The organism is Acetobacter lovaniensis (assembly GCF_014207635.1).
Taxonomy (GTDB): domain Bacteria; phylum Pseudomonadota; class Alphaproteobacteria; order Acetobacterales; family Acetobacteraceae; genus Acetobacter; species Acetobacter lovaniensis.
In genome coordinates, this window is sequence record NZ_JACHIE010000021.1 from 1 (window position 1) to 24,091 (window position 24,091).

Below are 24,091 nucleotides of genomic sequence, written 5' to 3' on the forward strand. Positions count from 1 at the left end.
CTTCATCTGCCGTCCTTTCGCGCAGTCGTTTCTTCCAACGACCATTCTGGCACATTGCGATGCCGTGCGGGGAGGACGGCAACCACCCCATCTCACACTTGAGGTAATTTTGGGTCATTTTGTAGAATTCAGTCATCCCACAGGAGCCCGATCTGGAATATTGACGATATTCTGCTTCTGGCGGCGGGTTCTGAACGCAGTGAGGGTGTCACGGCCTGAGAAGGCAGTGTTGGTGGAAGCTATGTGGTCTGTGCACTGTCTGTTTCTTCAGATGGCCTGCCGGAGCCTTCGCAATCGTGCATGAGCGAGGGCGAATTCATGCTGACAGGGGAACATGTCCGGCATGGACAGGACAATCCGACGGACGCTGAGCGTTACACGTGTCGCGATTTTGAGCAGTCGTGCGCGTATGGTGCCACAGGTCGCCGTCTCCAGGCTGGTCTGGCCAAGGGCCAGTCTTTGCAGAGCGGTCAGCAGGACATAGGCTGCGGCCGAGAACCACAGCCGGAGCTGGTTGGCCCGGATGGTGTGGGACGAGGTCCTGTCTGAGAACAGATCCATCTGGCATTCCTTGATGCGGTTTTCCATATCCCCGCGTGCGCAGTAAATCTGTTCGTAGAGATGGCGGGGGTCGGACATTCCCTGCGGTAGCGTGGTGACAATGAAGCGATGATAGCGGTTGCCGTGGCGCCATTCGGCCTTGGCCACGACCCGCCTGCGGCGCGTCCAGCTGTCCTTTGTGATCCAGTCAAAGGAGGCGAAACCGCGCGCAGCTCTGCCTGTCGTGGCGGCTTCGTCACGAACCTCAGCGGACAAAGAGGCAATCCGGTCATACAGGCGGGTGTTGCCTGCAAGCCCGAACAGGAAGTCAACGTGGTTGTCTTCGCACCATGTCATCAGAGGGTCCCGGGCGAAACCGCTGTCCCCACGCACCAGGATACGCACCCGGGGCCAACGGCTCCTGATCCGCTCCACGATCCGGCGGATGTCTGCCAGTGCTTCCTTCCCCGGGTCCCTGTCTGCCGTGCGCAGGGTAGCGCTGAGGAGATGGTCCCCGCAGAAGACATACAGGGGAAGATAGCAGTTATGGCCGTAATATCCATGAAAGGCGCGGCCTTCCTGATGGCCATGGATACGGTCATCGGTGGCATCCACATCCAGAACGATCCGGGCGGGTGCGTGCTCATGCTGGTCAAGGAAGAGCGTGACGAACAGGGTAGCCAGGGCCTCATGATCAGCAATGATCCGACAGTAACGATCTGCCTTGTGCCCACTGCGCTCCAACCGGTTCAGTGTAGATTTGCCAGCCAATGCTGCGCAGTTTGCCCGGCCTCCTGACAGACGGCCCGAGGCCAGACCAAAGATCAGGTCATGCCGCAGGGCATCGTGATCATTGAGATCTTCATAGCCCAGTGCCAGGCCCATGATCCGCTGACGGACAAGGTCTTCAACCCGGTATTCCACAAAGCCGGGATGCCGCTTATCGCGAAAACAGGCAGCAAAGCGGCGGCTGAGCCCCAGAATGTCATCAGCCTGCTTCACCAGAATGACGCCCCCATCCGAACTCATGCGACCCCCGTCAAAACGGGCCACAACACGCCGTCCACAGGAGGCTGGAAACTCATACGCGCCTGCGCTACACTCTGTCTGCATCGGGTTCGTTTATTGCTTATGAAAAATTCTTTTGTGCAAAACAGACTTTTTCATAATCTAACCCGATGTACAACCCTTCTGTGAGATTTCCGCGTCCAGAACGACCGGAATTTCCGGCACAGGCGCAGCCGAATGACTGACCCACCAAAGGCGCTTTTCCAGCCGGTCAAAAGCGAAAAAATCATCACACAGCATGGCAATGAGTTCGGGTTCATCGCTCATGTGCCGTGACGCAATCCGCTCCAGCCGCATGCCCGCTTCATAAGACGCCAAACCGATCACGCCTCCGGGAAAAGGCAGATCTTCCGCACTGCGTGGACGCAACATCGCACGGATACAAGACCAGACATCCGTCCCCTGCGCGATTTCCACACCGTCACGCTTCAGAACCCCCTGTCGCAACACGAGTGTGGAGACTGGTCGTGGACAGAGCCATGACCAGCGCCCCTCAGGCGACTCTCCACCGCTGTCCAGCATGACGCAGGACGATGCTCCGGAAGCAAATTCGAGAAAATCCTCGGGCGGGCGCCAAGCAAGCTCTGTCTTGAAAATCTCGGAACATATCATTCGTGCTTTTTAGCCCGGTTCGCAGCAGAAGATTAAGCGTCTTTGTGCTGGTCTTTTTCCTCTTTCATTCCATCTCTGCTATCAGGGCCAAAGTTTCAGACAACCCCATGGGTCATGCATGTCCGTTCCCGAAATCGCACCGTTCCACGCCATTGAACTCAGCGCTCTGGCCCACCGTCTCGCAGCCGAGGGACAGGACATCATTCACATGGAATTTGGCCAGCCCTCCACCGGGGCGCCGACCAAGGCCATCGAACGCGCACAACATGTTCTGGCCACAGATCCGATGGGATATTGGGAAAGTCAGGCCCTTCGTGAACGGATCGCCCGGCATTATCACGACACATATGGCGTCAGCATCCGCCCGCAGCAGGTCATTCTGACCTGTGGCGCGTCACCGGCTCTGGTTCTGGCGCTGCTGTCCAGCCTCACACCCGGCATGCGCGTTGCTCTGGCCCGGCCGGGTTACGTTGCCTATCGCAACACGCTGAAAAGCCTTCACATGGTCCCGGTTGAAATCCCGTGTGGCGAGAAAGAACGCTTCCAACTGACAGCGCGCGCCATCGAAGCGCTTGTGCCCGCACCGGACGCCCTGATTATCGCCAGTCCCGCCAACCCTACGGGGACCATCCTGCCGGAACAGGAATTCCGCGCCATCGTCCGCGTCTGCCGCGAGCGCAATATCCGGATCATCTCCGACGAAATTTACCACGGTCTGAGCTATGGTGAACCAGCGCACAGCGCTCTGGAATATGAACCGGAAGCGCTGATCGTGAACAGCTTTTCCAAATATTTCAGCATGGCACCCTGGCGTCTGGGATGGCTGATCATTCCCGAAGACATGATCGACAAGGCGCGTGCCCGCATGGGCAATCTGTTCCTGACACCTTCTTCCCTGAGCCAGCACGCCGGGCTGGTCGCCTTTGATTGCAGCGAGGAGCTGGAAGGGCATCTTGTGACCTATCGCAAGAACCGCGATCTTCTCCTGCAAGCTCTCCCACAGATGGGCTTGAACAATATAGCCCCCCCTGATGGCGCGTTTTATGTTTATGCCGATATCGGACATCTGACTGACAACAGTCTGATATTTTGCGAAGAACTGCTGCGCGATACAGGTGTTGCAACTGCGCCCGGAATTGATTTCGACCCGGTCAATGGCCACAAATTCATGCGCTTCAGCTTCGCGGTTTCAACCGACAGGATTGAAGAAGCTATTGCCCGCATGATTCCCTGGTTTTCAGCGAAAACGGACAAATAAAGGGGCATACTCCCCCCATTGTTCGTTAAGAAAATTATGCCGAGTGTTTTTCTGCCGCTTCCAAAGCCGGAAAAACACTCAGTGCAGACCACTGGAAACTGCAATCCTTATTCGCTTCCGGCGTCTAACTGATGACATTCTGCAATTCGCATGAAAAGGATGCGGAATGTCATGTTTTTTCAAAAAATATTTGAAAACATAGACGAAATTACAGAAATCATTATCTGGCATATTTCACGAGGCATATACCGGCATCCATACGGAAAGACACTTTACGATTTGGATTAAGTATTTTAGATATTGCTAAAATAGAATTCTGCAATAAGGTATCAACGTGGAAAAACGAAACCTATCCCTTTCCCATGAAGCCATGCAGCGTCATGCCTCGGAAGCAGAGAGGTTTCTCAAGGAACTCGCCAATGCCAACCGACTGATGGTGCTGTGCCACCTTGTCTCCGGTGAAAAAAATGTCGGAGATATCGCTGAAGCCGTTGGATTATCGCAGTCGGCCCTGTCTCAACATCTGGCGCGACTTAAAGATGCTGGTCTGATTACTTCAGAACGACGCGGCCTGATGATCTATTATCGACTTTGCAGCGCTGAAGCACAGGCAGTACTTGCCGTGCTTCAGCTGATCTTCTGTCGCGAACACTCTTGATTAGGAAGTTCATGTAAAATGACAATGCAGTCCGTGGATGCAAAAACCCTGAACGATTGGCTGGAGCAGAAGAAAGTCGCCCTGGTCGATGTGCGAGAGCCCTCGGAATTTGCATCCGAGTCCATTTCCGGCGCGACCCTTCTGCCACTGGGCTCAATCAAAAAGGCCATTCTGCCGCCTCATGCTGACAAAAATCTGGTCATTTATTGTCGCAAGGGTGGTCGTGGTGCTTCTGCCTGCAAGAAACTATTGGCCGAAGACCCCAGCCTCACTCTCTATAATCTTGAAGGAGGCATCGAGTCCTGGATGAAGGAAGGCCTGCCATTACAAAGAAGCGGCCGGAAAGTCCTGCCCCTCGACCGTCAGGTGCAACTCATCATCGGATTACTTGTTCTCACAGGCAGCCTTCTCGGCTTTTTTGTAAGCCCATGGTATTTCCTGCTGACCGGCTTTTTTGGCGCGGGCCTTACCGTTGCTGGACTGACAGGTTTTTGCGGCCTGGCACGGGTCGTAGCTCACGCTCCATGGAACCGCTAAGCGCAGCCACAACAGTCAGTCCAACAGCCGATCAGATTGCATACCCCTGCGCTGCGATTTCCATGATTTCTTCTTTCCTGTTTTCACAGGGAGAGGAAATCCCGGAGTCGTGAAGTTAAATATTATGCAATGCTAATATATAAAATGACTGGAAATTCCGGAAAAACCTACATCCGACGCTCCGAACGTTGAAATTGAAAAAATAATCTCACACCCGCGACCTTCATGACGGGAGGACAGCCACAAATTTCAGACTGGATCCGGCAACAGAAAAGTAAAAATCATCTACAGGACAAAGAAATGACAGACATATCCCCCTATGAAGCACTGGGTGGGGAAACAATGGTGCGTCAGCTATGTGCGCGCTTCTACACTCTGATGGATACTCTGCCGGAAGCTGCGGCTTGCCGTGCCGTTCATCCTCCTTCACTGACCCGTGCCGAAGAAAAGCTGTTCGAATATCTTACCGGATGGCTGGGCGGACCACCTCTCTATACTGACAAATATGGTCATCCACGACTACGCCACCGCCATCTTATTGCCCCCATTGGCAAGGCAGAGATCGAAGGCTGGCTGCTCTGTTTTCATAAGGCCTGGAGTGAAACTGTTCCGGACTCCCCTCTGTCACGCAGCATCGTTGACAAAATTGATGCCCTTGGCTGGCATATGGCCAATCGGCCCATGGAGACATCATGAGCGACGCGCATCGGTGGAATGTCCGTTTTGCCTCTGATGATTATGTTTTCGGCAAAACACCAAATCTTTTTCTGACACAGCAGGTCCACCTCCTCCCCACAGGCAGCAACATCCTCAGCGTGGCTGATGGCGAAGGCCGAAATGGTGTCTGGCTTGCCACACAAGGCCATCATGTCACGGCTGTCGACATTGCCGAGACTGGACTCGCCAAAGCGCGCAGGCTGGCGGAAGAATATGGCGTGGACATTGACCTGCAACAGATCGATCTTGCCTCATGGACATGGCCGACGGACTGTTTCGATGCAGTCATCGCCATTTTCATACAGTTCGCTGATCCCGACTTTCGGACAAGAATATTTACGGGCATGCAGCAAGCCACAAAACCCGGGGGATTGATCCTGCTGCAGGGCTACCGCCCCGAGCAAATCACCTACGTGTTGATTTTCACTGAGAACTGGGTTCTTCCGTACTTTTCGTGATGATGTTTTTTGATTATGCGGGCTGAAGGACACGCGCCCTGAGGAGTTCGAAGCCTGCTCTTCCGAACATGGTTCGCTTGATCATTTTCAGTCGGCTGATCTGTCCTTCAACCGGGCTGGTTGTCCAAGGTGTGACAAGAGACGCTTCAATGGCAGCCGCATCCCGTTCAAGCGCGGGAATCAGACGTGACAGCAGCGTCGTCTTTCCTTCTTCCAGCAGAGCCTTCAGATCGCCTCCCGTGCAGGTGTCACCCCTTTTACAGAGCAGGGTCTGCATTTTCCTGAGCCAGCAGAGTGTGACGGCAAGGTGCGGTTCAGCTTCCAGAAGGGCAGGAACCAGCAGTCCCTCCTGTCCGGCAGATAACGGATCCTCTGCGAGGAGAAGCCGCGCAAGTCTGCGTCCCCGAGGTGCAACGACATGCGCGGAAGGAACGGGTTTCGCGGAACATCCCTGTCGCGTCGCCACCCATTTCCAGACGGTGCCATATTGTCCTGCAAAGCCCTGCTCCAGGAGTTCCCGCCATAGTTGACGACTATTGCGACATCCTTCGGACCATCTCTTTTCCAGGTGGGCTGTGTAAGGCACGAGTATGCTGCGTGACGGAACCGTTCTTTTCCATGGTGGTGCATGGCCCCGCTGAAACCAGCGCCGCACGGTTTTTCTCTCTACCCCGATCGTTGTGGCGATAGCCTGAATGCTGTGTCCCGCTGCTTTCAGGGCAAGAGCTTCCTTGAAAAGAATGTCACGCCGTTCCCCAGAGGCTGACCTGACGACCGCCTGCGCCTCTTCTGGATGCGCTCTGATTGTTTCAGATATTTTGCTTACGACCGTTGATACGTTCATCTGTCGTGTCAGGGTCCTGACAGTCGTCGTAAAACGGTCCAGAATGCTGACAAAAGCGTCTGACAGGTTCTTCAGCAGATGCCAGCGGTCTGTCACCTGAAGAGCGGATGGTGCGCCTCTGCGGCATCCGTCTGCATAAGTACCGGCACGGTCTCTGGCAATGATTTCAATACCGGGGTGGACCTGCAGCCATCGGGCAAGGGTATCAGCGTCCCGATCTGGCAGGAGGTCCATGACATCATTTTTCTCAAGATCGACCACAATCGTTCCATAGTGATGTCCCCGCCGCCATGCCCAGTCATCCACCCCCACCACACGTGTAAGGGCCGTGCCTTTTGTGGTGTTCTGCACACGTGAGAGAAGACGGCGGACAAGAGTATCCGCGCTGATGGGGCAACACAGGCGCACGGTCATTCGTGCTCCAGCGGAACCGCCCAGGGTGTGGGCGATATAATAATGAAGATCGGCAAGACGTGTGGTCTGTCTGCCATGACGCACGGTTATCCCCTCAAGGGGCATGACAAACGTCCGACGTGGACAAAGCATCGTCTGGCAGAAAAAGCGCGGCACAGAAACGATCAGCGTGGCTGGACGGCCCTGCCATGGAAGATCCGCGAGTTTTCTCTGATAGAAACTGTGAATGCGTTGTGTCGGGCACTGACAGTCCGGACACACTGCACTCCGTTTTCGCAGACCGACTTCGATCTCCACTCTGTTATCCAGTGCAACAACACGACGAACGACGAGGGAACGGGGAAGATCAAGAGACCGAAGGCGTGACACTGGGGAATATCCATGAAAGTGAACGACTTTCTGGATTTCCCAGTTCCGGAACCTCAGTACAAGATACCCATCACGAAAAGTACGGAAGAACCCAGTTCTCAGTGAAAATCAACATCCCACTGGACCACAACGATTTTCCTGCGTTTAGTACCCGCTTCGTGCCTTGGTCTACCGGACCACCGTGATCGCTCGCCTTCCAATCTTCCATACAATTGAAGGTGAAAGATCGTGTACGAAGATAACGAAATGCGTGTTGAAATCCGTGCCAGACTAAAAGGACGGATCCGCTACAATGTGACTACGGACCAGATCGAAGTCATGGTGGGTGAAGATGATGAACTTCTGCGCTGGGAGACCATAGACCGCAGGACAATGTCTCAGCATCTGCCACCAACCGTGATAGATCGACTCTGGGACATGATCTGTGACGCGGCTGGAAGCGGCGTTTACGCTGATGATCGTCTGGCCGGGGTGCAATTTCTTGGGCTCCATCGCATCGTCGATCATCTCGAACGGGAAGGGCTTCGGATTGAGGCAGTTCCTGTGCCATCTCTGTCGCCGCCAGCGCTGGTCGCGGTGACTCTGGCCGCGTTCCTGGCTGCGCGAGAAAGAACAACCTTGGCAGAAATCATGCAAAACGTGATCGACGTGCCGCCAGAAAAAGAGCTGCTTGTTATGCTCAAAAATGCAGGATGGGAGTCACGAAGGACCGCCACCGGGCGCTTCTGGGTGAAAACCAGGGGGTGAATAGCTGACATCGGATACGTCCGTCCGGCTTGGATGGGCGTATCCGATGAAAGGAAGGCCCTGACACGCCGGACCAACACTGGGCGATTGCGCTTTCTGAGGGAGAGCCATAACCTGCTTCCATGACTCGAAATCCCTCTGAAAAGCCCAAGTCCCGTGCCTCAGCGAAAGTCGGCACGACTGTCACGAAGGATAATCTGAAGGCGCTTGGTGCGGACCGACTTGCGGACCTGCTCATCGAACTGGCAGGGCAGGACACCGCACTGACCCGCAGGCTTCGCATGGCGCTGACAGCGGTTCACGCGAAGGATAAACTCGGCAAGGAGATCGAAAAGAGACTGCGCACGATCCAGCGTTCCCGTGGGTTTCTGCCCTGGGACCGGATCCGTCCTCTGGCTGCTGAACTTGATACCTTGCGGCAATCCATCCTGGGTGACGTTGCCTCTGCCGATGTCGGGCAGGCCATTTCAGCCATGAGGCTGCTTGTGGAGATTGCCCCATCCGTCTACGAGCGCTCGGACGACAGTTCCGGATACCTGTCGGACGTCTTCCGGGAGGCCGCTTCTGATCTTGGCGTTCTCTGGGGACGACAGGCCAACCGGGATCCCGCCATCGTTGTCACAGACCTTCTTACGCTTCTCGATGATGACGGGTATGGCACCTGTGATCGTCTGCTCGCCGCGTGCGGCACGGCATTAGGCGAAACGGGCGCAGCCATGCTCAGAACTATGCTTCTGGCACGACTGCGCGACCTTCCTGCGTCAAAGGGGAATAGCGATTATCATACCGACATCGCGCGTATGCAGGTGATCAGGCACCTGCGGGATCTTGCGGATGCCATGGGTGACGTTGATGCGTATAGTGAAGCTGTCAGCCTGAGTGACCGCCAGTATGCCTATACCGGCGACGTCGCACGCCGCTTGCTGGACAAGGGGCGCGCCCGGGAGGCACTTGACTGGCTCGACCGGGAAACTGAAGAGAACTCTCGCTTTTACAAGGAAAACGACGATCTGCGGATTGAAGCATACGAGGCCGTTGGAGACCGAGACAAAGCTCAGGCTCTGCGATGGAACGTTTTTCGGGAACGCCTGAGCCTGCCGCACTGGAAAGCCTATCAGCGTCATCTCAGCGATTATGATGCGATCGACGCCGAAGAGCAGGCGCTCGATCACATCCGGAATTTTCCGAATAGAAGCGCGGCCCTGTCTACTCTTCTGGAATGGCCAGCGCTCGACGATGCTGCCCGTCTCGTGCGGGATCACACAGCGGAACTGGACGGACGGGATTACGGGACGCTGCGTCCGGCAGCGGAACGTATATCTGAATCTTATCCCAACGAAGCGACACTGCTTTACCGCCTGCTGGTCGAGGCCGTGCTGGACAGGGCGCTTTCCCGTTACTACGCCTATGCCGCAAAGGATCTTGCGTCCTGTCTGCGACTTGCACCCATGTTGACCATGGCTGAAGGCATGGAATCCCATGAAATGTTCATGACCCGGCTGAAAACCGCACATAAGCGCAAACTGGGATTCTGGTCATTGATCGCCGTGCCCTGAGATCAGGCTTGGGGGAAAATGGTCTGGCCAGTATGGCGAGCGAATTCCATTGCTACCCGGCAAGAGTTTGGATATACTATCGGCATATCCAAAGTGGAGGTTACGATGCTGACCCGCACGACGCTCTTTCTGTCCAATCGCTCTCAGGCCGTGCGTCTTCCCAAAGCGGTTGCGTTTGACGCCAGCGTGAAAGACGTCGTGATCATCCCGGACGGTGCGCGTCGTATAATCGTGCCCGCGAATGCTGCATGGGACGATTTCTTTGCCGCTCCGGGCACTCCACTGCCTGAGCGCGATCAGCCGAGGATGCAGGAACGCGAAAGCTTCTGATGCTTCGTTATCTTCTGGATACAAATTTTTGTATCCGCGTCCTGCGCGATCGTCCGCAAGGCTTGCGTGAGCGTTTCAATGATAACGCCGAGGTGCTCTGCATCTCGGACGTCGTACTCTACGAGCTTCTTTATGGAGCCGAAAAGTCACACGATCCGGTAAAGACGCGGCGTGAGGTCGAACATTTTGCCGCGCGTCTGTCTGTTTTACCGTTTGATGATGACGCCGCAGCCCATACAGCGGAAATCAGGGCAGAGCTGGAAACGCGTGGCTGTGTCATCGGCCCGTACGATTTGATGATTGCCGGACACGCTCGAAGCAGGGGGCTTGTCGTTGTGACCGGAAATCTACGAGAATTTACGAGGGTAGATGGGTTGCGTTCCGAGGATTGGATGGCGGGTTAGGGGGAAGTGGAGCTTCTGCTTCGGCGTCTGCCTCATGTCAGACGTAACAGGAATTGCTGGAGTTTTCTGAAAGCAGGCATATATCAAGATGATAATATGCGCATGGAAATGCGCATAAACATGTGCTATGTTTCAGTTCTCATGTAAATAGGATCAAAGCCATGGTTCGTGTGCACTCCACCAGTCCGTTGCGTCGTCCCACTAATGTGACGTTACCTGCTCAGTTACTCGAAGAAGCCAAATCGCTTGATCTCAACATATCGCAGGCCTGCGAACAGGGGTTGAAATCAGCGATCGCTTCGGTCCGTGCTCAACAATGGCTTGTAGAAAATCGCTCCTCCCTTGAAGCATCCCGACAGTATGTCGAAAAGAATGGTCTTCCTCTGGCGGATTATCGGAACTTCTGAATGGCCCGTTTTGATGTGTATTGTTTGGCCGGACGAGGTGAAGCGCGTTTCGTTTTAGATGTGCAGGCAGACCTGCTGGACGAGTTGGGCACCCGCATCGTGGTGCCGCTTTTGTCACAGAAAGTGGCACCCAAACCGGCAAAGAGACTGAATCCGGTTTTTGTAGTCGATGACCAGTCGTTCGTTATGATGACACAGTTTATGGCTGCTGTATCTGACCGTGATCTGAAAAAAGTCGTGACGTCATTATCTCTTTATCAGGATGAAATCACTCAGGCTATTGATCTACTGTTAACTGGTTTCTGAGAGACGGCTTTAGTCAGCTTCCGCCCTCATAGTGGACGTAGTATGCATACTTACGAGTGATGGGAAGCGAAACGAGGTATATAATTTTTTATCATTGTACGGTAATCTTCTACCTGCTATTACGTAATAAATATACAAATACACGAGAGCAAAATGACCTGCGTCGAACTGCCTTTTTTAGAGATCAATCAACACGGAACATCATTTTTTCTCGTGAACATGCCCGCATCTATCATTACCAAAGTTTCTTATGCTGCGGTTAGAGGAAGAGATGAAGAGCAAGGAGCGGTCCAAAGAGTTTTGAATACTAGGCGTATTGCAAGTATCCGAGATTTTGCTTTATCTGGAGGCTTTTTTCCAAATTCTATAGTTATGAATTGGGTTCGCTCTGAGAGTATAGAAATTGATCAAAGCAGGAAAATATTATCGATAACTCCACATGAATATTCCGCACAACTAATTGACGGGCAGCATCGAGTTGCAGGCTTAGCGGAAGCAATAAATAGCACCGATGGCTTGAAAGATATCAACTTACCCGTAGCCATTTACGTTGGTCTTACGACAAAAGAATGTGCAGATATATTTCTCTCGATCAATACCGAACAGAAACCCGTTCACAGGAGCTTAGTATTTGATCTATATGCGATTGCGGATGACCAAATTATTGATCCTGCGGCCGCTAGAGCTAGAGATATTGCGATTGAGCTCAGTGAGGACGGTGCTCCTTATCATGGAATGATAAAGTTTCCCGGAGAACCTCCTCGAAAAGGCGGAGTGGCACTTTCGACAATTGTGACAACTATAAAGCCACTCATTGAAAAAAATGGCCCTTTTGATCAAGTTTCTTTATCAACTTTAGAAAATCAAAGTCTAGCAATTATAAATTTCTTTCGCTGTCTTGAGGAAATTTATGGAGAGGCGTGGTTTGAACGTCAGAACGCATTTATGTTTGCTGCTGGGTTCTCTGGAGCAGTCGATTTCCTTACAGCGAGAATGATTCCTTATTGTGTAGGAATGAAGTCATTCAAGAGCGAGACCATGAGGCATGCGATCAATATGACGCGCGAAAACCTAATTTATCAAAAGGAATTAACAGGGAAATCTGGTTCTGAAGCACAGAAATATGTCTTTGTTCGTCTAGATGAGTTGTTCGATAAGGGAGAAAGTGCAGACGAGTACGCTTTTTAATGCTTCATTCAGACCGTCTGGCGCAGACGATTGCGCAAAGCTCTAAATTAATTTCGACTGCTTATAAGCCGATTAGCCATGTTGATGCAGCTAGACTTAGTCAAGCGCTATCTGATGACGCAAAAGCAATCGCTCATGCCTCTTTAGCTACCTTTTTTGAGGGGATAAACGGTGTAAGTAAGGGGCGATTTACATGGTCTACGGTGCAGCTATATTATTGTTCATTTTACACGTGTCGGGCTTTGCTTATGCTCCGTTCATTTTCTGTATTCTACATTGGGCGAAGTCCGCATTCTTTGATTGCACAGGCGGGCGAATCAGTAGTCCGAAAATCTGGCAATACACACTCAGTCGTCCTTGCTGAATTTCGCAGCCGCTTTTCGGCAGATCAGCTATTGTCGCAAACTGTGGCAGAGAGCGATCCACTTACATGGTTAGAAAATTTAAGGAATACAGCATCTTATAGGGGTCGGTACATAAAACGGGCACAGATATACGCTAAGGATTATCGGTGATTGTGATGGCTTGCCGGAGCGGGCGGAGTTTCCCTTCCGGGATGCCGGCGTCGGTCCAGAGGTAATCCCCGGTCAGGTTGATATGCTGCCACCCCAGCGGAGAGAGATGCTGGAGCAGATCAGGCGCAACGGATCGTCCTTGACGTTCGAGATGCCGCATTGCGGCTCCGAGATAGGTGGTGTTCCACAATACGATGGCGCTGGCGACGAGATTGAGCGCGCTCGCCCGATGTCCCTGGGCTTGCAGTCCGTGATCGCGGATCCGGCCGGTGCGATGGAAAAAGATGGCGCGCTTGAGGGCATTCTGGGCCTCTCCCTTGTTCAACTCGCGGGTGGCGCGGCGGCGTTCTTCGGGGAGCTCGATCCAGTCGAGCGTGAACAGCGTACGCTCGACGCGGCCCATCTCTCGCAGGGCAAGGGCGAGACCGTTCGCGCGAGGATAAGAACCGAGCCGTTCCAGCATCAGCGACGCGCTGGTGACGCCGGTACGGATTGAGGTGGCGAGCCGGATCACGTCGTCCCAGTGCTCGGAGATCAGGCGTTCGTCGATCGGCTGGGCCATCAATGGGGCGACAGTCGACCCAGGCTTCATGTCGCCGAACAGATGCAGGCGTCTGTTACCGATGTTGGGGATGCGCGGGGCGAAACGGAAACCGAGGAGATGGCATAGGGCGAACACATGATCCGAAACGCCCCCGCCATCGGTATGGTGACGCTCGATCGCAAGGTCGGCGCCATGATGGAGCAGGCCGTCGAGTACATGCGCGGCCTCGCTGGCACCGGCGGAGATGACTGTGGAATGGAACGGCGCGTAGCGATCGGAGACATGGGTGTAGAAGGAGATGGCGGGTTCGCTGCCCTTGTGCGGATTGACGGCGCCGGTTGCCTGTGCACGCCGATCGAGCGGGAAGTGCTGCCCGTCCGAGCTGGACGCGGTGCCGTCGCCGAACAACGCGGCAAGGGGCAGCCGATGCTGCGCCTCGATCAGCCTCGCCAGCGCCGCTCCGTAGCTATCCTCGCGCAGGTGCCAGGCCGAGAGCCAGCCGAGCTGACGCCGAGTTACCAACCCACAGGCCTCGGCCATGCGGGCGTGGCCGAGATTGGTCGCATCGGCAAGAACGGCGGTAAGGATCGCGCGGGGATCGTCGTGTGCCCGGCCGGTAGTCAAATGCGTGAAGCAGCCGGCAAGTCCCGTCCAGCGATCCACGTCGGCCAGCAGATCGGTGATCCGGATGGCCGGCAGGCGTGCGTAGAGGGGCGCCAGGGCGTCCTCTGCCTCGTCTGGAGTGATCGCGCGCAAAGGCGAGATGCGCAGCCGCCCCTCGGCGATCCGCACGTCTTCGAGCGTATCGGTGGACGCTTTCGCCTCTATCTCGGCGATCCGACGCGTGAGCAGCGCCTTGCGTTCCGCCAGCCAGGCCGCTGCGGTATCAGCGACGGCGATCGGCAGGGGGCCGGCCTCGCGCATCGCGGAAAAAATCGGCTTTGGAATAAGCTGGTGCTCGACGGCGCGATAGCGTCGGCTTCCCTCGACCCACATATCCCCCGCGCGCAGCCGGTCGCGCAGTTCCGCCAGGACACAGAACGCGAAGATGCGGCGGTCGAGATCAGCACGGTCGATCCGCTTCCGCCAGCTCGTCCGGACAAAGCCGAGCGGCACGCCGGCCGGAAGCCTGTGCCGGCCGTCGGCGAGTCCGCGCAGGGTCTCGACAGCTTGGGCAAGAGGTGCGCAGGCGGGAACAGCCCCGAAAGTGAAGGCGGCGACGAACGCAGGACCGATCTGGCGCAGGATCGGTGCGTTCTCTCGGGAGAGCGCCACGGGATCGAGCGGATCAGGACGAACGAGACGACGGGCTTCCGCGACTTCCCGTGTCAGCACGTCCCAGCCGATGACGCCCTCGATCGCCGCGTATGGATCGGCGTCGTCAGCGCGGGCGCTCAACACCGCATCGCCGATCTCGGCCAGAAGGCGGATTTTGGCGTTGATGGTCCGACGGTCGCGTTTCAATGCGGCTTCCTCGCGCCGTTCCGCCCGGCGGAACAACTGACCGAACAGACGCTCGAACATGAGCACCGCGTCGTCTGTCAGCGTCATCTGCGTCTCGATGACTGTGGCGACCAGCACCGCGCGCCGCCGTGCCGGGTTCAACGAGGTAAGATGTTGCGCCGTGAGGCGCGCGCCTTCCTGGCACAATCGGCGAAGCCGCTCCGGGTGAATGGTGTCCACGAGGCCGGAATCCAGGTCGATCGCACGCAGGAGCGACAACCGGTCGAGGATCGCGGCGAAGGCACGCCTCCCGGGCTGGCCAGGAGGCTGACGCACCCAGGTGAGGCTGCTGATATGGCTGCCGCTATGCGGCTGGAGGAGGGCGTCGAGCCGATCGCGCTGGTCGGCGGTGAGATGCCGCGTCAGCAGCTCGCAGACATACCGCTCGGCATCGAGCAGCGCCTTGCCCACCATGCGTTCGATCTGGGTGATACCAGGCACGACGATGCATCGCCGGCGAAATTCGCCCAGCAGCATCCGTGCGAGAACGATTCCGCTGCTGGACGTCAGGGCCGCAGGCAGAAGCCAGGCCTGAAGCTCGATCTGGAGCGGCCGACAGAACTGCTGGAATCCGAATGTTCCACGCAGCGTATCGAGCTGTTCGTAGCGGGTCGGCCCACGCACGGCATAGTCGGCGAGCGCGTCCGGCTCGATCCCGAGTTGATCCCCTATGAAGGCGAGCGGGATCTGAGGGATCAGCTCCCCCGGCCGGAGCAGCCGCCCCGGGTAGCGCAGCGCGCAAAGCTGGATAGCAAAGCCCAACCGATTGTGCGCCCTTCTCCGACTGACAATGACACGCAGGTCATCGGGAGTGAGCGTCCAGTAGCGCACCAGGTCGGCCTCGTTTTCGGGCAGGGCAAGCAGCAACAGGCGCTGCGCCTCGGTCAGAACGGAACGGCGCGGCATCTGTCAGGTTCTGCCGGGAGGCGTCCAGCCAATCCGCGCCAGCGTGTCGATCAGCGTCGAGCGCGGTACACCGAAGTTGCGGCATATAGCCGCTTTGCTGGCGCCGCCTTCGAGGGCGACGGTAATCGCCGCGATCTTCTCCGCGTGGATCGCGGGCGGCCTACCGCCGCGCCGACCCCGGCGCCTGGCGGCTGCCAGCCCCGCCATGACCCGTTCGCGCGTCAAGGCGCGTTCGTATTGGGCGAGTGCGCCGAACATCGAGAACAGCAACTCGCCTTGCGCGGTTGCCGTATCCATATGTTCGGTCAAGGATCGGAAAGCGATGCCACGCTCCCGAAAATCTCCGATAATATCGAGAAGATGCGATAGAGAACGGCCCAGACGGTCGAGTTTCCAGACCACCAGCGTATCCCCTTCCTTGAGCCAAGCGAGGCACGTCTTGAGGCCAGGGCGATCGTCGCGGGCACCAGAGGCCTTGTCGGAATGAATGTGGCGTGCATCGACGCCAGCCGCGATCAGCGCATCGCGCTGGAGATCCACTGACTGGCGTTCGTCGGCTGAGGACACTCGCATATAACCGACCAGCATGTACGACAAACCTCATCAGAATAGTTTCCGCACAGTAATGCAAAGCGACATGGTTTGTCGTGCAGTTTTTGCTACCTTGGCGGCTATCTTTTCCCGGCAAGAAAAAAATGACGGAAAACACCTGTTTTCCGTCATATACCCTCAGCATCCGACCTTAGCGTATATCTGTGCCCGTTCTATGTACCGACCCCTTATAGGACTGCGCCATTTCGCGATCCGGTCCCCCCTCAAGAATTCGAGAAGCCTTATAATCAACTTCGCACACATTTGCAGGCTTATGTTGGATCAGATAAATTATTATACAGCTTCGACCCAGATCATGCTATAATTTGTTATCCTTTATTACTTCTTTCTAGGCTCAATCAAGAACTAAATTTAATAGACAATAGTCGCATAGATGTATCACCTCACTATGTGTCACTTCTCTCTGAGTGTTCATGCTATTCCCCAGAGCTTAAAAATATTTTTTCTTCCTTTAATCTCGGTTGATATTTTTTCTTCTGAATATTTCTAATGGATGGTTTGCAATCAGCAAAACTACGCGAAAAACAACGGATATTCCGCTTCCCCCCCAAAACCGTCTGTCTGCTCAACGGAAACAGAGCAGACAGACAGTAGCCGCCCTCAACCCGGACGTAAAAACGCTAAGCCGAGCCTCCCGAAAGCCGACATGATCGTGGGCCGCTCAAATCTCCATGGCTGCGCTCTGACAAGTCGGGATTGATTAGGCGCTTGAAGATACTTTCTTAGCGGGCGACGAGACATCGACGACATAGACGTCGATCACATCACGTAGAGCTTCAGGCAGACGATCGATAAGCATCGCGCTTAAGTCGTCTGGGGTCACTGGCTGTTGCAGTCCGTCAGGATGGGCTGGCAGATTCTTTCCCGGCACATTGCCGAACCACAGGACGATATAGGCGCCACGGCCTTTGGCATGCCAATCACACAGATAACGTGCGGCAAGCTGCTCGACCGGTGCGGTCCAGAGCTCGCGGTGGCACTGCCGCTTAATCTCGACCGGCAAACTAATGTCACCGAGGATCACGGCAATGTCCGCGCGCTTCTGCTGCGGCATATGCATTTCCGGCACGAAGCGGATTGCGTCAGGCAACTGGCCGGAGATATGTTCGATCAGGCGGTTGCGGCAGAAATTCTCCTCGCGTGGTTCCGCACCGTTCCAATAGGCTTCCCACATGTCGGTTGCTGTCGAATGCATCTGGTCATCAAGGGCTATAATGCGGTCGCCAAAAAACGCCCGCATATCGTCGATCGTCGAGGGCAGCCCGCCGTTAACGACGGCAGTTAGACCCTCAACCGACACTGGCGTGAACTCCGAATCACGCCGAGTACGCTGCTGAAGCGCCAAGGCGTGCCGCAGTGGATCGACATAGCTCGGATCGGCAACGGCGATCAGATGTTCGAGCGCGGTGGTCGCGTCGCGCGATGGATCGCCGCCAATAGCGTAGCCGCAGTTCTCGATTATCGCTGTTGCGTCCCAAGGATTGGTATCTCCGTTCGAGCCGAACTTCGGATGCGAGGTTTGCGGCCAGGCATGGCTGAAACGCTCGACGATAAACTGGTAATGGGCGACCGAAAGCCGTTGATCGGCATCGCCCCATCTGCAGGAAACGCGGTCTCTAATACACCAGAGGAAATCGGGATTCTCCGCAGCAACTTTCACTAGCATGTCGTAGGCTGCACCGAAATCGACCAGAAAATCGAGTGCGAGCCATGCCAACTTCGTTCTGCGGAAATACCGGCGGTTGCGGAATTTACGCGCCAGAGATTGCAGTTCAGCCGGCTTGGCATGCCGGGTCGCTTGGTCGAGTAGTTCCTCCAAGACCGTTGTCGGAAGAGATGGGAAAAGGTGCAACCACTCCACCGCCAGCCGCCCCGCTAAGGGCCGCCAGCGCGGATCCCTGTCAAGAAAAGAGAGATCCTTGACGTGGATTACCTTGCGTCGGAGTTGCGGCTCGATTGACGTACGAAAGAAGCGTTCGATCGCAAAATCATCGCACAGCACCGCATTTTCAAGCGGCCTCAAGTCGATACCAATGAAAGCATTTAATCCACCCATCCACCGCAATGCCATGAACGCTGACTCGCGCGCTTCGACCGTCAGATGATCAACACCAAGGCCGTGTCGCAGCCGCTCGGCCACCCCGCACACGAAGACAAGTGCGGCAGAAGAGGTCTTACGGTCGAGGTGCATCTCGACAATATCGCTCGCGGACGGCGTGTCATTACGGTCGCAGATGGCCATAAAGCCCTGCATCACCCGCTCGCTGAGTTCTGCCCCTAACACATTCGTTAAGCGCGTTTCTGGCCGTGCTCCAAAGCTTAAGCCCGAACAAAGGTCCGTGCGTTTGCCCAGATAAATGCAGGCCGCATCATGCAACAGGTTCGGTGTGCCCAAGTCGACCGATGAAAGATCCTTGGCAAGTGTGTCGCGTAACGTTTGCCGGTTTGCAGTCCGCTGTGCTTCGCGTTCCTGATCGCCCGCCTCGCGTTCAGTTTGTCCTTTATGGACAGGCGGCTTCGACCACTCATCGAGCCTCGCCATAAATTTGGGCGAGCCGTTTCCTATCTTGGCTGCAGCCTGCCTTACAGTCGCGGCATTAACGTTTCCGCGTGGTACGAGCTGGACAAGTTCTTCTAGAATTTTCAGGTCCGTTCCTGTGTTTCCTCGGCGACGACCAAACTCCTCGATCAGCGCAATGACCTCATTCGCATTTGGCTCGAGGTCCAGACCGCAAAAGTGGAGGGCAGTAGCATCGCGGTAGAAATGCTCGTAGCCGGCGTCGAAAACGACGTGGCTCTGAACCGCGCGCCGAACCGCCGGGTGTACGCCGAACCATTTTGTAAGCGCCTTGGTCGACTCAAGTTTACCGCACGAGTTATTACCAACCCAAGACAGCCGTCGCCAGATATCAGCCGCGGCCATCCCGGGATTCACCGTCAATGCGCAAAGCCCGGCGCGATGTACTAGATCGACAGCTTGCCAATTATAGTGATGACCACTTGCAGTGATCATTCGCTCACCATAATTCTGAACTACGTCAAGAAGCTCTTCTAGTTGAGTGCTCGTCAATGCCTCGACTGATCTCTCGTTCAGACGTACATGTTTGTCGTCACTCTGAGCAGCATTGCTGACCGTGACGTCGAGATGCGCATAGAACGTACGGACGGCCATATCCCTCGCGACAGTCTCTAGCCCAAGATCATACAACAAATCCCAGGCCAGCCGCTGATCATCTTCGCCCCCTTGCGCCAGTAGATGTTCGATTGCCTCGGCGGGATTGTTGATCCGGCGCATTATGCGTAGCGCGTCGGCGGCGCAGCGGCGCGTGCTATAGGGACGCGCCTTGTCGAGCATCATCGCGCGCAATTCCGGCTCCAGCGTCGCAGTGAGCTTGCTTCCCGCCATCGCCTCGACAAGCAGAAGCGTGAGCTGCTTGTGTTGCTCGGGTGTTCCGATCAGAGTCAGGATATCGTCCTTAAGTTCGACACGCATGAGACCGCTTACCGGATGCCGCCCCCAATCCTCCGCGCGGAAAAACGGGTCACGATCAGATAGTGAAGCTAGGGCACGGAGTAATCGGCGCGCGATATGAACGGGCACCGTCTCGGCATCTCCATAACGTAGCACCGCATAAGGATCTGCGGTGACACAGACCTCTGCTAGCGTATCATCGAAATGGGCCATCCAGGCGTGCAACCCACGTAACGATGTCGGCACACCGTAGCCTTGGCCGAACAACGAGAAAAGCCGCCGTTTCGACACGCCGGACTGGAAACAGTGCGCGAGCCACTTCGCGCCGAGATACTCGGCGATGACCCGATGCAGGAGATGAAAACGTTGGCTGCTTTCTGCTTCGAACAGCCTAGTGTGGAGCGCGGCTTCGATTGCTTCGGCATGCAGGTGTACGGCAATGTTTCCAACGTGGACGCAGTCATTGGGAGTCTTGCCTACTGGGCCATTGAACAGTCCCGCAATGTCACACAGTAATTGGGTGGCGGCGTAGGCACCGGCGGCGAGAAGCAGCTTCTCGGGTGTAACATGCGCATGAGCGGCTTCCTGATGGCGGGGATTATCTTCCTTCACGAGCAGTAGGCAGGCGCGATCCAGCAATTGCGCACGGCTGGTCGGCAGCACCTCAGCACTCGCTGCTACCTCTCCGATCAGCCGCAACGTCAATGGATTCTTGTAAATCTCATCAAGGCCACGGTCCGCGAGATGTGTAAGAACGCTCTCGGCATCTACAGACGGAAAACTACGGTGAAGGAAGAGCGTCGCGTCATTGTGGTCGAACGCCAGCAAATGAAGGATGGTCGGGGCGCGCCCATAGTCATCCTCAATCTTGATTCGATCGGCCGCCCCGCGCCAGTCGACTTCACGGCTTGACAGAATGAAGCGGGGATAGCCCAGCTTCGACAGCTGGCCGAGGATGGCATCAACGCCGCCGCCCGCGGTCGCGGACGCGATCTCATCCAGACCGTCAATGACAAGACATTCGCCGTTGGGGACCAAACGTTCAGGCTGAGTATTCCTCACAAAACTTGATGCGCGGACATAGAAGAAGCCGGCCTTTTGCCCGATTTTCTGCGCCAGCATGCTCTTGCCTAGGCCCGGATCACCAAGCATGATGACGGGACCATCAAGATCAAGAATCGCTGCCTGATCGATGATGATCGACGAGCGCGTAGCGGGATCTTCGCGCTTCAACCTCCGGTTAATATCAGTAATTGGTGCCACATCCGCCATGATATTAATTTAATCATTTCTACTTTTTCAATCAACGCACAGCATCGATGTGATACCTCGACCGCGTAACAGGCCTGCTTCTTGGGTCGCGACCTAGCCAAGATGATCGATTACGATCCTCCAATTCCCATCGGGCAAACGTTCAGTGGCTATAATCTGAGCGACAATGTGCGGGCTCACCATTGGTCAATGGGCCAAGCGCATACGCTGCTTATGGCGGAGCGAGAATGCAAGGTCATCATAAGCGTGAGTGCGGCGACTGTCTGCTTTCGGTTGTTTCTTCCCTATAGCCGACATTCCGCCTCCCTCCCTAATCGGCCGTCCAGTCTTCACAGCGCAGGCCGTTCACTCTGGTAAACTCCCGCAGGTTCCCGGTCACGACAATCAGTCCTTTGCTCCGCGCATGGCCGGCAATCATGAGATCATAGGGACCGATTGTGCAGCCACGCTGCTCGAGATCGGCCCTTATCTCGGCGGTGTGGGCGGCAGCGTTGTTATCGAACGGAAGGACACTCAGGCGCGCGGCAAAGAGTTCGACTTCACGACGGGTTTGGGTCGGGTTCCGGGCTTTCTCAGCGCCATAGAGGAGTTCGTATAATACAACATCTGAGATGCAGTGTGCCTCAGCGTTATCATTGAAGCGCTCACGTAGCCTTTGAGGACGATCACGCAGAACGCGGATGCAGAAGTCTGTATCCAGCAGGTAACGCAGCATCAGAAGCTTTCGCGCTCCTGCATGGGGGGTTGGCTCCGCGTGGGCAGGTCAGTGCCTGACGTTGCAAAAAAATCATCCCATGCGGCGTTGGCGGGGGCGATAATTCTGCGTGCACCGTCAGGGATGATCACTACGTCCTTGAGGGTGCTGTCGAAGGCGACAGCTTTAGGTAGACGAACGGCCTGAGAACGGTTGCAGAGAAACAGTGTCGTACGGGTGAGCATGGCACGCTCCATGTTTGTATATCCCTTACGAATATACAAAAAGTGGCGACCCATCAATATTTTTCAATCCTCCCGATCGTGTGAACGGCCAGAAAGCCCGGCAGGTTACACGCCGTTTGCCTGATTGATCCAGGCACAGTAGAAAAATTCAGCGGCAGGATAAGGTGTTAAGGGCTATGCGGGAAAGACCGTATTCACAAAAAACGATTGTTGAACTTGGCACGCTCCTTGAGCAGTCGATTACGGATATGGGTGAACTTGCGCGACTGTCTTATGAAATGCAGTTCCGTAATACCGCGAAGGCGCGGGCGCTGGAGACCAGGGTAAAGGAAGCGGTGGCAAACCTGACTGGCCATACAGTCGTAGAAACCGCGGGCCTCGCGGAGATGCGCACGTCGCCCTCCTTCCATACGAGTAGAACGATGTCCAGAATGTCCTCCAACGTGCAGAGCGTGTCGTCTGGACAGGATGATCCTTCAGATGGGTTTCTTGACCTTGGCCCCCTTCCGGTTTTTGAGCACACCGGCAAGAAGAATGCGCATCAGGCGATCCTCGCTGCATGGACCGCTCTGGAAGCCCTTTCGCCCCAAAGTTACAAGAGGCCTGAGGATATGGCATCTGGTGACAGATCGCGCGTTGCGTTGTTTCAGCGGGGTGTTCCGTGGAGGACTGGCGCGCGCAGTAAGCCCAACACACGGCTGTATTTCGAGGTCGTTCTGGGTGCTATTCTGCTCGACAAGGCAACAGAGGCCCTTGTAAATGTTTTCGGTGCAGATGAAGAGACGTCGCGACCAGAGGGGACGCGCGTAGCCATTGGCTCCATCCTGATTGATAATGATGGTTTTGTTCTTGAGCAGAATGGTGTTGCGGTTTCGAGCTTTGCATGGGCGTTAAGGCCGGCACTGGAACTGAAACTCGGCGGCTTGGGTGTATGGCCGAGCATTGAGCAGCGGATCTGTGATCGTCTTGAAAAGATTGTTAGACGTCGTGATCCTGAAGGTAACCCGGTTCCTGTCGACCTTGAGCTTCTGAACAAGGCCTTTCGCTGGCTTGTGGTGCAATTTGGTATCCCGGAGCATCTGGTCGAGCCGCCGACCTTCGCGGTGAAGATTTTTCATCATTTCAAGGCAAAGAATGCGCCCGAGCCGTCTTTACTCAATTCCTTCTACCTTGAAGACCTGACGAAAGCTGCACGACTCATTGCTGATAATGGGGCAGGGTCAGGGCTTCTCCGTTATCTTGGGTGCTCGCGCCCGGCCGACAAAGTGGATGTGCTCTCGCCGGTTGCGCGTATCGAGCCCGTGGTCGCGCCAGCGCTGATGCCTCAGGCCCGCTGGCCATCTTCTGGTGGGCATCCTCTGGTTCTGCTGCAGCAGGCGGCCGTGAATACAGCTCGGGCCGAACTGGGTGGCGGGGCGGGTATTATGGGGATCAATGGTCCGCCTGGGACCGGCAAGACCACCTTGCTTCGGGATGTCGTTGTCAGCTGCGTTCTTGACCGGGTAACAGCCATGGCTGGCTTTAAGGACCCGCAGGATGCGTTTTCCACAACGGGTGAGAAACAGGCGTTCGGTTCGAATAGCTTTCTCCACTTTTACCGGCTTCATGACTCATTAAAGGGGCATGAAATCGTTGTCGCGTCCTCCAACAACAGGGCGGTCGAAAACGTCAGCAAGGAATTACCGCTCAAGGAGGCCAATGGCCGCCATGACGAGATGGCGTATTTCAGGACGATCAGTGACCTCATCGCCAATTCAAGGCAGGCAGGTGACCCTGAGGCTGATGGCGACGGGAACGTGGAGCCGGTGGAGACATGGGGGCTGATAGCGGCAGCTCTTGGGAACGCAAAAAATCGGGCAGCATTCCAGCAGGCTGTTGATTTTCACTGAGAACTGGGTTCTTCCGTACTTTTCGT

General features: G+C 55.6%; 21 protein-coding genes. 13 read left to right on the forward strand and 8 right to left on the reverse strand.

Annotation, left to right across the window (positions count from 1 at the left end; all coding sequences use genetic code 11):
* Positions 1 to 267 precede the first annotated feature (267 nt).
* On the reverse strand, positions 268 to 1,653 hold the full coding sequence (locus HNR55_RS14980; protein WP_166116712.1) for an IS1380-like element IS1380A family transposase: 1,386 nt from the start codon (positions 1,651 to 1,653) through the stop codon (positions 268 to 270).
* A 57-nt stretch (positions 1,654 to 1,710) separates the two neighbouring features.
* Positions 1,711 to 2,220, reverse strand: a complete 510-nt coding sequence (locus HNR55_RS14985; RefSeq protein ID WP_221441742.1) for a hypothetical protein — start codon at positions 2,218 to 2,220, stop codon at positions 1,711 to 1,713.
* A 118-nt stretch (positions 2,221 to 2,338) separates the two neighbouring features.
* Here HNR55_RS14985 and HNR55_RS14990 point away from each other — a divergent pair, with 118 nt between their 5' ends.
* From HNR55_RS14990 to HNR55_RS15010, 5 genes are all read left to right on the forward strand, one after another.
* Positions 2,339 to 3,478, forward strand: coding sequence for a pyridoxal phosphate-dependent aminotransferase (locus HNR55_RS14990; RefSeq protein WP_026019424.1), 1,140 nt, complete (start codon positions 2,339 to 2,341; stop codon positions 3,476 to 3,478).
* A gap of 334 nt (positions 3,479 to 3,812) precedes the next feature.
* Positions 3,813 to 4,136, forward strand: coding sequence for an ArsR/SmtB family transcription factor (locus HNR55_RS14995; RefSeq protein WP_264813880.1), 324 nt, complete (start codon positions 3,813 to 3,815; stop codon positions 4,134 to 4,136).
* 24 nt (positions 4,137 to 4,160) lie between these two features.
* Entirely contained in the window at positions 4,161 to 4,673 is a 513-nt protein-coding gene (locus HNR55_RS15000) for a rhodanese-like domain-containing protein (RefSeq protein WP_019087402.1), read from the forward strand.
* A 300-nt stretch (positions 4,674 to 4,973) separates the two neighbouring features.
* A complete protein-coding gene (locus HNR55_RS15005; RefSeq protein WP_166116717.1) occupies positions 4,974 to 5,369 on the forward strand; it encodes a group II truncated hemoglobin in 396 nt (131 codons plus the stop codon).
* Positions 5,366 to 5,848, forward strand: coding sequence for a class I SAM-dependent methyltransferase (locus tag HNR55_RS15010; protein WP_166116719.1), 483 nt, complete (start codon positions 5,366 to 5,368; stop codon positions 5,846 to 5,848). The genes HNR55_RS15005 and HNR55_RS15010 overlap by 4 nt, the downstream gene beginning before the upstream one ends.
* A gap of 13 nt (positions 5,849 to 5,861) precedes the next feature.
* Here HNR55_RS15010 and HNR55_RS15015 read toward each other — a convergent pair whose 3' ends face one another.
* Positions 5,862 to 7,475, reverse strand: a complete 1,614-nt coding sequence (locus tag HNR55_RS15015) for an ISL3 family transposase (protein WP_166116721.1) — start codon at positions 7,473 to 7,475, stop codon at positions 5,862 to 5,864.
* A gap of 228 nt (positions 7,476 to 7,703) precedes the next feature.
* Between HNR55_RS15015 and HNR55_RS15020 the strand changes: the two genes are divergently transcribed.
* The 7 genes from HNR55_RS15020 (at position 7,704) to HNR55_RS15050 (ending at position 12,413) form a co-directional block, all read left to right on the forward strand.
* Positions 7,704 to 8,222, forward strand: coding sequence for a hypothetical protein (locus HNR55_RS15020; protein WP_246860445.1), 519 nt, complete (start codon positions 7,704 to 7,706; stop codon positions 8,220 to 8,222).
* 122 nt (positions 8,223 to 8,344) lie between these two features.
* On the forward strand, positions 8,345 to 9,778 hold the full coding sequence (locus tag HNR55_RS15025; protein WP_166116723.1) for a DUF6880 family protein: 1,434 nt from the start codon (positions 8,345 to 8,347) through the stop codon (positions 9,776 to 9,778).
* Positions 9,779 to 9,883: 105 nt separating this feature from the next.
* Complete coding sequence (vapB, locus tag HNR55_RS15030; protein ID WP_166116725.1) at positions 9,884 to 10,108, forward strand: type II toxin-antitoxin system VapB family antitoxin; 225 nt, start codon at positions 9,884 to 9,886, stop codon at positions 10,106 to 10,108.
* Entirely contained in the window at positions 10,108 to 10,512 is a 405-nt protein-coding gene (gene vapC / locus HNR55_RS15035; protein ID WP_166116727.1) for a type II toxin-antitoxin system tRNA(fMet)-specific endonuclease VapC, read from the forward strand. Before vapB (HNR55_RS15030) ends, vapC (HNR55_RS15035) begins: the two co-directional genes overlap by 1 nt.
* A 161-nt stretch (positions 10,513 to 10,673) precedes the next feature.
* Positions 10,674 to 10,919 (forward strand): type II toxin-antitoxin system CcdA family antitoxin, encoded by a 246-nt coding sequence (locus HNR55_RS15040; protein ID WP_166116729.1) that lies wholly within the window; start codon positions 10,674 to 10,676, stop codon positions 10,917 to 10,919.
* A complete protein-coding gene (locus tag HNR55_RS15045; protein WP_045543259.1) occupies positions 10,920 to 11,225 on the forward strand; it encodes a CcdB family protein in 306 nt (101 codons plus the stop codon).
* A gap of 153 nt (positions 11,226 to 11,378) precedes the next feature.
* On the forward strand, positions 11,379 to 12,413 hold the full coding sequence (locus HNR55_RS15050) for a DGQHR domain-containing protein (RefSeq protein ID WP_166116731.1): 1,035 nt from the start codon (positions 11,379 to 11,381) through the stop codon (positions 12,411 to 12,413).
* A gap of 498 nt (positions 12,414 to 12,911) precedes the next feature.
* Here the strand turns inward: HNR55_RS15050 and HNR55_RS15055 are convergent, their stop codons facing one another.
* From HNR55_RS15055 to vapB (HNR55_RS15075), 5 genes are all read right to left on the reverse strand, one after another.
* A complete protein-coding gene (locus HNR55_RS15055) occupies positions 12,912 to 15,881 on the reverse strand; it encodes a Tn3 family transposase (protein ID WP_166116733.1) in 2,970 nt (989 codons plus the stop codon).
* A gap of 3 nt (positions 15,882 to 15,884) precedes the next feature.
* On the reverse strand, positions 15,885 to 16,469 hold the full coding sequence (locus tag HNR55_RS15060) for a recombinase family protein (protein WP_062247439.1): 585 nt from the start codon (positions 16,467 to 16,469) through the stop codon (positions 15,885 to 15,887).
* Between the two features lie 724 nt (positions 16,470 to 17,193).
* Positions 17,194 to 21,237, reverse strand: coding sequence for an NACHT domain-containing protein (locus tag HNR55_RS15065; RefSeq protein ID WP_166116735.1), 4,044 nt, complete (start codon positions 21,235 to 21,237; stop codon positions 17,194 to 17,196).
* A gap of 310 nt (positions 21,238 to 21,547) precedes the next feature.
* Positions 21,548 to 21,952 (reverse strand): type II toxin-antitoxin system tRNA(fMet)-specific endonuclease VapC, encoded by a 405-nt coding sequence (vapC, locus tag HNR55_RS15070; RefSeq protein ID WP_166116737.1) that lies wholly within the window; start codon positions 21,950 to 21,952, stop codon positions 21,548 to 21,550.
* The gene (vapB, locus tag HNR55_RS15075) at positions 21,952 to 22,176 is read right to left on the reverse strand and encodes a type II toxin-antitoxin system VapB family antitoxin (protein ID WP_166116738.1); all 225 of its coding nucleotides are present in this window, start codon (positions 22,174 to 22,176) and stop codon (positions 21,952 to 21,954) included. The genes vapC (HNR55_RS15070) and vapB (HNR55_RS15075) overlap by 1 nt, the downstream gene beginning before the upstream one ends.
* 248 nt (positions 22,177 to 22,424) lie before the next feature.
* Here vapB (HNR55_RS15075) and HNR55_RS15080 point away from each other — a divergent pair, with 248 nt between their 5' ends.
* The gene (locus tag HNR55_RS15080) at positions 22,425 to 24,065 is read left to right on the forward strand and encodes a hypothetical protein (protein ID WP_166116740.1); all 1,641 of its coding nucleotides are present in this window, start codon (positions 22,425 to 22,427) and stop codon (positions 24,063 to 24,065) included.
* Positions 24,066 to 24,091 lie beyond the last annotated feature (26 nt).